Source organism: Pseudomonas sp. Root401 (assembly GCF_001425105.1).
GTDB lineage: Bacteria > Pseudomonadota > Gammaproteobacteria > Pseudomonadales > Pseudomonadaceae > Aquipseudomonas > Aquipseudomonas brassicacearum.
On record NZ_LMDO01000066.1, the window covers coordinates 139,009 to 152,803 of the forward strand.

Below are 13,795 nucleotides of genomic sequence, written 5' to 3' on the forward strand. Positions count from 1 at the left end.
GGGAGCAAGGCTTGCTGTGGGAGCAAAGCTTGCTCGCGAAACAGGCACCTCGATTTCTGGGAGACCGCATTGCTTCAATCGCGGGCAAGCCTTGCTCCCACAGCAAGCTTTGCTCCCACAAAAGTCCCCTTGCCACAAAAGCCCACTCTGCATTTCTCCCAAAGGGAATGTGTCGATGAAACCCTCGCGCCTGCTGCTGACCTGGCTCGCCGTGCTGCTGGCCGTGAGTATCGTGCTCGGCGCCTTGCGGGCGCTGGGCGTTGCGCTGCCATCGACACTGCTGTCGATCAACTGGGGGCTGCTGTTGGCCTTGCTGGCCCTGGCGCTGCTCGACGCGGTGCGCGTCAGGCGCCTGCCTTCGCCCCGGGTGCAACGACAAATGCCTGGAAGCCTGGCCCTCGGTCGCTGGGGTGAAGTCCGCCTGGAGATCAGCCATGACTTTACCCAAGCGCTGCACGTGCAAATCTTCGATCACGTACCCGACGGCCTGGACTTCGAAAACCTGCCGCTGTCGGTCGAACTGCAACCCGACCAACGCAGCCAGGTCGGCTACCGCCTGCGCCCGCTCAAGCGCGGGCACTTCACCTTCGAACATTGCGAAATCAACCTGCCGAGCCCGTTGGGCCTGTGGACCGACAAGCGTCTGCTGGATGCGCTCGATGAGACTCGGGTCTACCCGGATTTCGCCAGGCTCTACGACGGTCAACTGCTGGCGGTGGACAACTGGCTCAGCCAGCTCGGCATCCGCCAGCGGCAACGACGCGGCCAGGGCCAGGAATTCCATCAACTGCGCGAATTTCGCGAGGGCGACAGCCTGCGCCAGATCGACTGGAAGGCCACGGCCCGCCATCGCACGCCGATTGCCCGGGAATACGAAGACGAGCGCGACCAGCAGATCATCTTCATGCTCGACTGCGGCCGGCGCATGCGCAGCCAGGACGGCGAGCTGTCGCACTTCGACCACGCCCTCAACGCCTGCCTGCTGCTCAGTTACACCGCGCTGCGCCAGGGCGATGCCGTGGGCCTGAGTACCTTCGCCAGCGAACAGTCGCGCTACCTCGCGCCGGTCAAAGGCACGGGGCAGCTCAATGTGTTGCTCAACACCGTCTACGACCTCGACAGCAGCCAGCACCCCGCCGACTACCAGGCCGCCGTCACCCAACTGCTGGCCCGGCAGAAACGCCGGGCCCTGGTGGTGTTGGTGACCAACCTGCGGGACGAAGACGATGAAGAACTGCTGACCGCCGTCAAACGGCTGGGCCAACGGCATCGGGTTTTGGTGGCGAGCCTGCGGGAAGAGGCGCTGGACCGGCTGCGCCAGACGCCGGTGCAAACCTTGCCCGAGGCGCTGGCGTATTGCGGGACGGTGGAGTATCTGAATGCCCGGGCGACGCTGCATGAACGGCTGAGCGCCCATGGGATGGCGGTGCTGCAAGCCCGGCCCGGGGAGTTGGGGGCCGAGCTGGTGACGTTGTATTTGGGGTGGAAGAAAGCGGGGGATTTGTAGGTGATGTTGTCAGGTCCCATGAACATTCACCTCGGCGTCGATTGACCGCGTGGGCAGGTCCGGACTTCTTAACTCCAACGTGAAAGAACCCCAATGTGATGCTTTGGTCAGGATCGACCAACTCAAGGGGGCTGTGGTTACGGGCTGTGGTTGGAACAACGGCGGATCGAAAACCAACTGAAGCGCTTCTCCTCCCGACATCCACAAAGCGACACTCGTGGCGTTTATCAGGGCGCTATCTTCCTTGGCTCGCAACTCCCAGGTGTTATTGGTTCCATCTTTCAGGCTGAGCTTTCTATGGGCCAGATCGAATTCCTGGCTGTTCAGGTAGAAGGTGAACTCCTCAAGCCAGCTATCTTCATCGCGAGTAATCCCTGGCAAAGGAGGCGACGGTGGCATTTCGGTTATCAAGGGAATATCGAATTCCAGAACAAAAGGCCTGTTTTGCGCCTGGTCGGTAAAAATAGTCCAACTCAAGGAAGTACTGCCTTGCTCCATTGCAACCAATTGCCCCAACGGCGGATCGAACACCAGACCCTGCACCTCTTCGCCCGGCTTGAATTGCAGACAAATCTGGGCATCCGGCTCGCCAATCAGCCAACTGCGCCCATAATCCAACTTCAGCGTGCAAACCTGTCCAGCGAATACATTCAACTTGATTTCAGACCACTCTAAGGGCCTGCCATCAACGAAAGGTCTGAAGTCCTGCAACCATGTCATGTCATTGGGCAGCAGTTCAAAGCTGAGAGCTGCCATCTCCCATCCCGCATACCCCCCCGTGACAATGGCGTATAGAACCCCCTTCCTGACTCCGGGCAGCCTGAATTGCACCGCGGCTTGCCCATCGACATTTGTTCTGGTCGCCGCAATCGTGATGTGGGGATATTCCCATCGCACCTCGACGTCCTCCAGAGGCTCGCCAGTCATGGCCGACACCACGGTCACGACCGCTGAAACCAGCTCCCCTAGGTGACCGTTGGGTTTGTCGCTGGTGAGCGACTGGAACTCCCGGGGCTCGTGCAAAAAGTACGACAGCGACACCGATGACGCGTACTGCCCTTGCCCCACCGTCGCAGTCAACTGCGCGGCGCCGGGCGTGGTGGGAACATAGCGCACGCGCGCCACCCCGTAATAATCGGTCACGGTGGTCACTTCCCCCAGGTCATCACCACGCCAGGTCACGGTCACCCCGGCAATCGGCTTGCCGCTGATGGAGGAGACCACGGTGACCTGTTCGACCAGTTCCTGCTCCCAGTCCAGTGTCTGGTGAACACCGCTGTCCCAGCGGATCTCCAGCACTTGCTCGCCCTCGCCCAACGACATCGCGTTCGCCGGGGAGAGGCTGGCCAGACGCTGGGACGCCAGGCGCAAAGCAAAGCCCCCGTCTTTCAGATCGCCGGCCTTGAGCGTGAACCGCAGGCCCTCGCGGGGAAACTCGCGAGGCATTCCCAGGGGGTCAGGCAAAAAGCTGATGCCCAGTTCGCTCGGCCCGGTTCCGGTCATGCCAAGCGTCAGCTCGCGCTCAAACAGAGGACTGTTCTCGGGGGCCATCAGCTCAAAAACATGTTCGCCCTTGCGGCGTGGGAAGTAGGTTTTTTCGCCCCAGGGCTGCGCCGCTGCGCCATCAAAGCTAACCGTCAGCCCGACCCAGGGATCACTGGCCAGCGCCGTGACTTCAAAAGGGCGCTCCTCTTCGTAGCCGTCGTAACGACTGCTCACGGAGGCCTTCACTGCCTGGGTTCCGGCGGCGGCCGGCGCCACGGGAAAACCGGACCAGCCTTCGGCGTCGGTGGGTTGCGCGCTTGACCTGCCCGCTGTCCAGGTCACCGGAACCTGATTCACGGCAAGCCCTGTGAAATGAGAAACCACCTGGACCCACAGCCACGCAGGATCCTGCCCGACCACCGGGTCGACCGGCGATTCGCGCCAGCCCTGGATCCTGACTTTGTTATGCGCCAGCGTCATCGGCTTGGCGGTGGCGACGAAGTCCAGCGCAGGCACTGCCCACGCCAGGGCAAACTCGCCCGGTTGCTCACTGGCGGTAAAATCCAGCATCCAGATCGCGCCGCCGTCGTTGATCGGTTGCGCAAGATTCAACACCGGACGAACCGTTGCCCCCAACTCCTCGGCGGATGTCCCGGACCATGCCAGCGTTGATTCCAACCCCACCAGCGGGCTCAGCGCATTGGGCAAAACGCTAAAGCGATGAAGCGCCCCCAGGCACGGATAAAGCGCCTGGGCGTCCAGTGCGGCGGCAATCTGGTCGAGTCTCAGGCTGACTTCTTCCGCCAGGTCCTCGGACACCAATCGCCCCGTCAGCTCGCGAACGACTGAAACGCTCTCAAGGCGCAACTCCAGCTCAAACAGGCTGCTGGTACTGCTATTGACCTGTGAGGCGAGCGTCCATTGGGCGCCAGCCGCCTCCAACCGCTTGGGCGTTCCAAGGTCACTGGGCGCCAGCCCAATATCCGGCGCGGCCCCTCGCCAATGCAAGCTGATGTTTTTATCGATCCACAGGCTGCCGGCGTTGGGCACGACTTTCAGTGTGTGGGTCTGCCCGCGTCGACAGAGCACACCGAGCGTATTGCGCTGGACCACCTCGCCATCGAGCAGAATACTGACTTCGCTTTTCCAGGGGCTGGTCGCAATCGCCGTCACATCGAAAGGCTGCTCCACCGCAACGGCTTGCTCGTGGGCCTTGATGCTGGCGATGACCACCTTGTCCCCCGCGCTCTGCGGCGTGTACAACACACTGGCCCAACCGCCGGCGCCCGTGGTGACAGTGGAAATCGACTCGTCGCCAACCTTCCATTCGACCTGGGCATTGATGACCGGATCGCCGTCGCCGCTGGCCACGAAGTGCACCACCTGCACCCGCAACAGCACGCTTTCGTTTTCGTCCACCACGGGAAATCTGTTGGCCTCTCGGACTTCGCCCACCCGGACCAGATTGCGCGCCAGCGACATGGTTTTTTTCGGTGAAGGCAGCAACAGTTTCGAGCAGGCCAGTTGCAGCTCGAAGCGACCGTCATAACGATCTTCGCTGGTCAGGGTCCAGGCCAGCTCGGCACCGGTGACCGGCACCGCCGCTTCAAGGGCCGGATTGACGACAACCCCCAGTTGCTCGTGGGAATCACCGCTCCAGTGCAACGACAGCTGCGTCCCCTGCAAGGGACTGGCGGCGGGCAGTTTCAAGTCGAGGGGATAATCCGAGCCGCGGTTGGGGTAACCGGTTTTTTCCTCCCAAGGCGACTCAACCCCCTCGACCACCGTTCGCACATCCTTCCACGGACCCGTTGCCAGCACCCGCACCATCAGGGTTTGAGTCAACACGCCAGAGGCGTAGTACAGGCTCTCGACCGACGCCTGGATCTCGACATCACCGGCCTGCGCCGGCTGAAAATCAAAGTAGGCCCAGCCGTCAGTTCGGGTAATGGCAACGGCGGTGACCTGCCCGGTCGTGGAAGTCCAGTTCACGGTGCGGTCGCTCAAGGGCTGCCCGGTGTAATAGGAAGTGACCTGCACCCCCAAGTGCACACTTTGGTCGTATTCCAGCACCGGGTAATACGCCGCCTCGAGCACTTCACGAAAAGCCAACCGATGATGACCCAGGGACACCTGCACCGGATAGACCTCGGCGGCGTACTGGTTGACCAGGTCGATGGAGAACGAATACGGCCCGTCTTCACCGATTGCCGGGCAGTCCAGGGTCCAGGCCGAATCCAATGGGTGATCCACGCCCCAGGCCGGGGTCGCCATCAGCGCCTCCTGGGGATTGTCGTCGCTGGTCAGCGCCGCTTGGGTGCCGACCCAGGCATTGCCCGGATCGGGAACGAACTCTAGCTGGTGAGCCAAGTCACCCGAGGCCCCCAGGCACACGTACAAGCGCCCGGTTGCCGGCCGTGTCTGCTCGTCAAGCTTGAATGCTTGCATCAGCGCTGGCTCAAGGTGCAACTGGAGGTTGATACGCGTGATGCGGACATCCGAGAAAATGTCACCGGGAGCGTTTCGCGGGCTATGAATACTCACCGTGAGGATGTCTTGAGCGTTGAACGGCAGGTCCAACGGGACGTTGTAGGGAATGGGCCTGTACTCCCGCGGCTGACCGTCCCTGCGTCGTGCCTGATCCTCCTGCGCGTCCCGGGCCGGCCCCGGCGGCAACAGGATTTCCTGCTCCTGCGGCTGTTTATCGCTGCTAATGAGCAGCCTGCCCGGTTCGGTGTGCCTCGTCTCGCACAGGAAGGTGAGGACGTAGCGAGCTTGAGCGCCCGGATCCTTGGGCGCCGTCAGCGCCTGATTGACCGAAGCCCCATTGCTGGCGGTCAGAAAACGAACGTGCTGGCCCTCCTCTTCATACCAATCGCTCGCAGTCCCCAAGTAACCCGAAGCCGGTTCCTGTATCCAGTAATCGATCCACTGTTCGAAGTCGCCATTGAGCACCAGATTTTCATTGGCCAGGATAATCGGTTTATTCATGACGACCTGCTCCTTCGGCGGTTGAGGAGCGGAACAGTTTGCTTTCGGTCTTGGCGATCTGATCTTCAACGGCTCGCACGAACGGCGGCTCGCCGGCCCTGGCCATGTAACGGATACGCACGATGATGTCCGTCAACGACAGCAGCATGCTCTTCTGCGGTTCCTTTTCCGGCCTTGGGAAGCTCAACAGCCAGCGCGAAACCACCCCGGTGTTTTCGAAAGGATTGAGCAGGCTGTCATCGAATTTCATCGCCACCATGCCGTGGTCGCCAAGCCCCATCGACAAGGCGATCTGCTGACCGCTGCGCAGGTTGATCTGCACATCGGAAGGCGCCACGTGCCCCGCGGGATCATGCAAGTACTCCACCGCCGGAATGGAAGCCTTGGTAGCCGTCATGCTGCTGATCTGCAGCAAGGTGGCACGTACATGTTCATAAGGCCCGATCAGCACAGGCAGGTCGACCTCGACCGAGCTGATTTGCCGACAGTAATGCCCCGGATGGTCGCGGTCGAACAGCAATTGAGAGAGTTTGAACTCCAGCGTTCCTTTACTACGCAACTGATCCAGTGCGTTGGCCCAACTGCTGTTGGTGCCCGTCTGCGGGTCGCTCGCATCATCGAACAATTGGCGCAAGGAAAGGGTCTTGACCAGCTCCAACCGCCGTTCATGGCGTTGCAGGTACTCGCGCTCCATGCGCATCAAATGCCCGCGCAGGTGTTCACCTGCCGTCAGACCGTGGCGATTGTCCAGCCAGACCTGGGGCAAGGGGATTTGCGAATCATAGTCACCGGTTTCGGCACTCAGCGAGGCCTGGGCGCTGAGGCACAGACTGACGACGGCATCGTAGGCCTGGTAGTGCAACGCCTTGAACTGGCCCAGCAGCCAGCCGTACAGCTCGGCGTTGGTTGCGCGCTTTTTGATGAAGTTGTACACCGTCAAGGCTTGGTTGTTGGCCAGGAGGGTTTGATCCAGCGTGGTTTGAGCGGCGCTCACCGCATGGGTCTGGGCGGTGATTTGCGCATCGAGCGCACGCACCTCCGCCAGTGCCTGATCACGATGCAGTTGCCACTCTTCGCGGCGGCGACGGTAACTTTCGGTGGTGGCCTGTTTGTCCGCGTCTATCTGCATCGCCGACGACGCTATGTCCAGGCCGAAACAAGCCGCGTCGACCACTTTGTCGAGACGATGCCCACCGTTGGCTAAACCAAAAATAGTGGGCAGCGAGGCAATCACGGCGCCCGCAGGTTTGATGCTTGCCGAGGTCAACGCCAGGATTTTGGAAATCTGCAAGTTCTCCATGACCTCGTACTCAACCTTCGACACATTCTCGTCATAGAGACGCTCGTAAGCGATCGCCCGCTCCTCTGCCACCGCCCGGCTTTGCTCCAGCGCGCTCTTGCTCGCCTGTAGCTGAGTGATGTTCTGTTCCTGCACCGTCCGGGCGTAGATGCCCAGTTCCACCAAATGGTTCTGCTGCAGTTCCTCCTGTTCGACCAGCTCCCGTTGTTCGAGCAATCGCAGCACCTGTGCGCCGTGATCCTGGAGCGCCTGCACGGCGCGCAATGCCACCTCGAACGTCGTGCGCCAGCGAAAAGCCCCCACCACCAACCGCCCGCCCATGGGTCTTGGCGCACCGGCACCACCGGCCGCCAGGTCGCGCAGCAACGCATTGGGATCGGTGGGCGGGCTGAACAGCGCGAGCTCCATTGGCTTGCCGTCCAGGGTGAGGTTGTTGCGCAGGTTATGCAGGCGCTGGCCAGGCAAATCGTACAGCGCGAGCAACTGTTCATTGATCGGTGCCCTGAAGGGCTCGTTGGCCAGCAGCCCCAGCAGCGGCGGCGCCTCGGCGGCAGCAGGAAAGTCCGCCAGGCTGAACGCGAGGTTTTGTTCAAATTGTTCAAGGGTCGGTCGCGACATGCTTTTGTTCATCAAGCCGTCCACGGTGTCGGTTTCCCAACGGTTGACCGTTCGCACCACCGGCGCCTTGCCCATCAGGAATTCGGCTTGCACATAACACAACTTGGCCGCTACCAGACTGTCACGGGTGAGTTGGCGGTAATACCAGTCGCCCCAGGCCATCAGGTTCTTGATGTACTCCGAGAACACCAGAATCTGGAAGTGCCGGGGCGCCGAATAGCCGATGGCGTCGGGGTCGGTGGGCGCCTGGGTTTCACAGCCCAGGTTGCCGGCGCTACTCAAGGGCCGGCAGCGCCAATACGCCGGCTTTGGATTGGGGTACTGAGGGTCGTCGTCGGGGTCGGCCGGCGCTTGCGGGTCGAACAGGTAATGCAACCAGTTCTGCGCTTCCAGGAAGCGGTCCTCGGTGCGCAAGCGTGTGGCCACCAGGTGCGGCAGGTGGAAAAACAGCTCCCAGAAAAACAGACCGTTAGCACCGTCGAAGGCCCCGTTGGGCTCACTGATCGTTTTCGATTCCGGGGGCGGCTCCGGCAGAAACTGCGTGTCCCAATCCAGCACCGCATCGACGGAGATATTGGAACGCTGTACCAACTCTGGGCCGAACAGAGAGTTCAGCCGGGCATATTTAAGGGAGAGTTCGGCCTGGTTGAGGGAGAGGAACTGCGCCGCATCGAGACTGTTCTTGAGCAGTGAGACGGGGGGGAAATCCGTCACATTGATAATGGTTAGTTCAAACCTATTTTGGCCCTGCGTACCCGAGGAGGTACCCAACGTGAAGGTGGTCGGCTGCGGCCATGAACCGCTGGTCCGTCGATAAACCTGCCATTGGGTACTCCAGCCACCGGCAACGGAAAAATCCCCCGTAAGATCCGCTGGGTCTGGGTTGGTGCGATTGACCAACTTCAACTCCAGGGTGACATTGCCTCCGGTCAGACCCGTTGGCCGGCAGTAGCCGCAGACCACCAGCTCATCGTAGCCATCGACGCGAAACACCGCAGCCTGCAGACTCAGGTAGGGTGTCATCGTGCCCGGCCTGTCCACGGCAGTGACCATGTCTGGCTGATTCATCAGTGGGTGTTGAACCGTCTCAGCCGTGACAAAACGCTTGAGCGCCGCCTGCTCCAACCAGCCACCATCGTCCCAGGCCACGGGGCGGAACAGCACATCGCGCACCGCAGACACCTTGAGGGAAGTCTTGTCACTGGTCAAAAAAACGCCCAGTTTGCCCTTGGGGTTGTAAGGATCGGCCCACACGGTCGCAATCAACCGGGCGCCTTGGGAAAGGTCGCTGTCATGCACGCTGCTGTGCAGGCTCAGCGGCGCCGACCACCGGCCATTCTGGGCCATGAACGCCACTTTGATGTCCAGCCGGTGGGGCAGGCTCTGGTTGTCCTCGCCCTCTACCTTGTACTGCCATTCGGCCCACACCAGGCACAGCCGTCCGCTCCAGAACACCGGTCGGATATCCAGTATCGTCACGCCCGTGGGCGTATCCACCGGCAGCCATTCACTCCAGGCCGCCGGGTTAATGGCGGTGCAACTGGGGGAAAGCTCGACCTCGGCCTTGCGCCAGAAGTACTGGTAAGGCGGCACCCGCTGGCGACCGACAAAGTAGTAGTCGGCCCGGGCCGGCGAGACGCTGTCCATGTAGCTGCTGAGCACGTCTAGGTTGCAGGTTTGCTCGAACGTTTGCAGGTACTCCTGCAAAGCAACCTGAACCGAATCGCTGTTCAAGTGTGCCTGGTTGAGGTTGTTTTCAAGGGTCTTGAACAGGCTGGTCTTGCGCTGCCGCACGAAGGGGTTGATGAAGTTTTCCGGGTAAAGGGCGATCATTTGCAGCGCCGACCAATCCGGGTAGTTGTTGTAGAGTTCCCAGGTGGCCAGGTCCCGCTTGTCGAACTCGGTGTCGGCATAGCCGGGTTCCAGTTTGCGGTAGGCGGCGTGGATGAACTGCTGGGCGCAGCTGATCGCTTCAGCGACCCAGGAGCTCTGCACCGGGTAACTGTCCAGAGGATCCAGGCGCAGCAGTTCAAACAGGTCCGCTGGGGTACGCAGGAAGTTGTAGGGTGGATTCGCACCACTTTTACCAACGTGCCCGAGACTGTATTCGATCAGGGCGGTCCGGCGTTTTTCGAGCAAGTCACCCATCGTGTTCCCTGTCATGATGCTGGCTCCTCGCTTTCAAAGGTGATGGGCGGGAAATCAGCGGTCGCGTCACCGTCGGGAGTGATGGTGATTCTGAACCTTCCGCCGGTAGGGCTGGAGGCAAATGTCCGGGCCAGACCCTCCTGGTTGGTGTAGGACTGGTCCGGTCGATAAACCACCCGGCCTTCCCCCCCGCCCATATCCGTGGTTAGCCAGCGCGTCGGATGGTTTGTCGCAAGGTTTCCATGACGGTCCATAATGGTGGCGTAGAGTTCGACTTCCTGACCGAAGGGCACCGTCCCCAGAGGTACCGGTGACATGTACGCTATTGGGATGTGTAACTTGAGCTTATCGAAAATGACCTCGACGGTAGGGGCATACTCGCGCTCAAACAGATCGAGCCAGAATTGCGGCGTGTCCCGCCCCAACACCTTGCCCGGTATGTACTCGGCCTCAACCACCCCGTCGATATCCGTCGCCTGGGTTTCAATGGTTCCCAGCTCGGCGCTCCAGTAAACGTTGACTCCGCTCAACGGTTCCCCATTGCTGTTCATGAGGGTGACGGTGAAGGTGATTTTTTCCCCAGGCGCAGCCACTACCACGGTGTTGTCCGGGACGCATGTCACGGTAACGAGCTGTTTCAGATCCCCGGTGAAGGTCGCCGGCGGCCTATCGGATTCGGACAGGCTCAGCAAGGCATGCTCGGCGGCTTCCTTGTAGGCAGGCTTATCGACCTCTTCCGGCAGCCCGCCCAGCAGGAAAATCGTCAAGGCATCCATGCCGGTGCGCGCCGCCAGCACCCGAACCCGCATCAACAGATCCAGTTGGGGCAGGTTTTTCAGGATCTTGTGCTCGGATTCGATGCGGCTGACGCACTCGCGCACCTCTTGCACGCTCCAGTCAAAAAAGTTGGCCAGCCGGATGGACGCCGCTTGTTCGGCCAAATGCAGTGCGTGCTGCCCTATCGGAGAAGGCAGCGCATTGACCTCGCGCAGGTAGTCGAGCAACGTCTGCGCCGGCTGGTCGCTCAGCTCGAACGCACGGTTGAGGGTGCTCAGGTAGTAAAGCGTGCGCACCGTGAATGCGTGCTTGTCGTCCTGGTCCAGCCAGGCTTTATGGCCGTAATCCAGATAGTCGCGTAACACATCGGCGCCCAGCTCCAGTTTCGCCACCACCGCACTGCGACGACGCACATCGGCCAACAGCGCAAGCAATGGGTCAGTCAATGCGTTGCGGCCCTTCACCAGGCCTTCAAGACTCGAAAGGTCGCGTTCGAGCACCTGGCGCAGCAGCTGGCTCACCGTTGAATTGGCCCACGCCAGCACCTCGAGCCCTTGCTCGGCACCGATACCCGTGTAAACCGCCAGGCATTCCTTGACTACCGACACCTGGGCGTCCCTGGCTTCCAACACCACGGCGAGCATTCTCTCGACAATGGCGGGACGCTCCAGCTCATATTGCTCCCCGAGGCCGACTTCCACGGCGTGCTCAAGCTCTTCTCGCGCAAAGGCCAAGTATTCAGCTTCGGTTCCCGTGCGCGACATCACCAGCCCATCGAACTCGACCAATGTCGTTTGCATCCCCAGCAACTCCAGCCAGCTGGCACCCGCCATCGCCGGCACACCCGCCATCAGGATCGCCGAGTGGGTGAGCAGTGCGCCGGGCAACAGGTTGAGCACCTGTTCAAAAAACCGCCCCTCGGCGTCCAGGGAGGCGTCCAGCACCGAGGGCTGCGAGACCTGCTGCACCATCCAGAGCACCGGCATGTCGTGATCGGCACACCAGTCCACACACAATTGCATGGCCTGGATGAGGTTCAGCACATCCGGGCTATCGCTTGCAGCGCAATTGATCAGGGGCACACCCGCCAGGCCGTCGAGCCAAAGCGCCCCACCCAGCACCGTCAGCATCAACACGCCTTCGACCGGGGTGATGCCCAACAGCCGGGGCAGCTTCACCATGCGGTAGAAACTGGACATGATCGCCAGGTTACGCGGCAGGCTGTCGCCGGTTATTTCATGGGCATTGGCAATCGCCAGGGCCAGGTAGTTATAGGTCTGCAGGTCGATGCCCAACGCGCTGCACAGTTGGCTGACGGTCAGGTCGGGCACCTCCGGTGCCGGCACGATCGGAAACGGTCCGTTGTCGAGCTTCAAGGGCTCACGATAATCGCTCTGGTTATTGAAGACCTGATCGAATTGGGAGAGTGCTTCACCGCGACCGTAAATCGACAACTCGTCGATAAACACGGCAAAGTCGTTCACCGGACATTCATAGCGCTCGCGCAACGACTGAAACAGCCCCAGCGCATGCACGACCTGTTCGGTGATCCACCAGTCATCGGCCGGCGCACCACCGCGCACTTCAGCCTTGATGGTCGCCACCAGCAGCGCATCCACCTGTTCACTCGGCAGTGCCAGCCATTGATCCAGGCGCACCTTGCGATTCATTCGGTCGTAACGCGCAAGTCCTGCGGCGTCGCCAGGGCTTACTGACAGCCTGTGGAGGAACGCAGGGCCATCTGCGCCACCCACAATACTGACACCCGGGTGGTTGTTGGCGTTGAGATAGACCGACCCCGAGCGCCCGCTTTCCGGCACGTCGGACTCCGTTTGCGACGAGTAGGTCACATTGGCCGAACGCACTGGCGCGAAGCCGCGTACCGACAGCAAGGCCTCGAGCCCCTGGGTGTCGAGTTTGGTCCGTTCGCCGAAGAATGGCACCTCGTTGAGGTCCTGCCATGTCAAGTCATCGGTGCCAAAGTTGTGCTCATAAAATACGTCGCGGTCGGCGAGCTTGGCTGCCTCCTCCGTGAGCAACCGCCGCTGATAAGGTCCCAATCTCGACGCATGGGCCAGGGCCGGTCCCGCATCGTTGTACCAGGCCTGAGCCTGGAAAAAATACGGAAAGGACGGGCTCACGCTTTGGGCAAAACTGCCCACCGACAGGCCATGGTGACGGGCGACCGAATCCACCGTGACCCAATGCTGGAAGTAAGGAAGCCCATTGGGATAGCGCGCCTCGATCATGGCTTGCTCAAGGGCCTCTGGGGCCAGATCGATAAACCTTTCCAGCACCGGGACGATGATGTCCACCGATGACACGGATCGATGCACCGCGTTGAAATCAACGCTCAGCGGCTTCAGGTCTTTGCGCCGATCATGCAATGGCAGCTTGAGCATATCGCTGGAAGCCGCTTCGATGCGTTGCTCGATCCACCTCATCAACTCAATCAAATACGCCACGGGTGACGTGACAGACTCCAGGGCCTGGGGTGGGCACAAACTGTCGAACCGGGGGTTAAACAGCAGCTCAAAACTGGGGCCTTGAACCATCGACAGCAAGCCACTTCTTGCTCGCCGCCGCACTTTTGCAGAATCGTACAGGCTGTGTTCGATGAACTGACGCCGCAGGTAAATGGCCATGCTGTTGAAGCGCCGTAACAGCTGACGGGCGTCATCGGGGCTCACGCCAAAGTCTCTCACCAATCCCTGCACGCCCTTTTCCACCAGCGCAAAGATCGAACCGCCCTCTTCGAGGTACGTTTGCAGCGTCGCGTAGGCTGTGAGTTGTTGGTCACTGAACACCTGAGTCAGCAGCTGTAAAGCAGGGCGGGAGTCAGCCATGGACGAGACCTCGAGTTCGATAACGGCCCGCAGCGGTCCGACGAAGCCGTCAGGCCGAGCGTCTGGTAAACGTGATTTGGCGCTTAAGGCCCCAAGCCGTCTACTGTCAGAACCGACAGGTTT

The 13,795-nt window shown here is 60.9% G+C and carries 4 protein-coding genes; 1 reads left to right on the forward strand and 3 read right to left on the reverse strand.

Annotated elements, in window-relative coordinates:
• Nucleotides 1-175: 175 nt before the first annotated feature.
• Nucleotides 176-1,507: a DUF58 domain-containing protein gene (locus tag ASC85_RS30490; RefSeq protein WP_057452558.1), complete on the forward strand. Its 1,332-nt coding sequence runs from the start codon at nucleotides 176-178 to the stop codon at nucleotides 1,505-1,507.
• A 9-nt stretch (nucleotides 1,508-1,516) separates the two neighbouring features.
• On the opposite strand, the gene ASC85_RS30495 is transcribed toward ASC85_RS30490, so the two are convergent.
• The 3 genes from ASC85_RS30495 to ASC85_RS30505 are packed head-to-tail and all read right to left on the reverse strand — an operon-like array spanning nucleotide 1,517 to nucleotide 13,672.
• Nucleotides 1,517-5,983 carry a hypothetical protein gene (locus ASC85_RS30495; RefSeq protein WP_057452559.1) on the reverse strand — a complete coding sequence of 1,489 codons (4,467 nt, stop codon included), beginning with the start codon at nucleotides 5,981-5,983 and terminating at the stop codon, nucleotides 1,517-1,519.
• On the reverse strand, nucleotides 5,976-10,064 hold the full coding sequence (locus tag ASC85_RS30500) for a neuraminidase-like domain-containing protein (protein WP_057452560.1): 4,089 nt from the start codon (nucleotides 10,062-10,064) through the stop codon (nucleotides 5,976-5,978). Before ASC85_RS30500 ends, ASC85_RS30495 begins: the two co-directional genes overlap by 8 nt.
• The gene (locus ASC85_RS30505) at nucleotides 10,061-13,672 is read right to left on the reverse strand and encodes a Tc toxin subunit A (RefSeq protein ID WP_057452561.1); all 3,612 of its coding nucleotides are present in this window, start codon (nucleotides 13,670-13,672) and stop codon (nucleotides 10,061-10,063) included. Before ASC85_RS30505 ends, ASC85_RS30500 begins: the two co-directional genes overlap by 4 nt.
• Nucleotides 13,673-13,795: the final 123 nt, after the last annotated feature.

Bases quoted from the DNA above. Each gene is read 5' to 3' on its own strand.
- ASC85_RS30495 (WP_057452559.1), bottom strand. From the start codon at position 5,983: ATGAATAAACCGATTATCCTGGCCAATGAAAATCTGGTGCTCAATGGC.
- ASC85_RS30500 (WP_057452560.1), bottom strand. From the start codon at position 10,064: ATGACAGGGAACACGATGGGTGACTTGCTCGAAAAACGCCGGACCGCC.
- ASC85_RS30490 (WP_057452558.1), top strand. From the start codon at position 176: ATGAAACCCTCGCGCCTGCTGCTGACCTGGCTCGCCGTGCTGCTGGCC.
- ASC85_RS30505 (WP_057452561.1), bottom strand. From the start codon at position 13,672: ATGGCTGACTCCCGCCCTGCTTTACAGCTGCTGACTCAGGTGTTCAGT.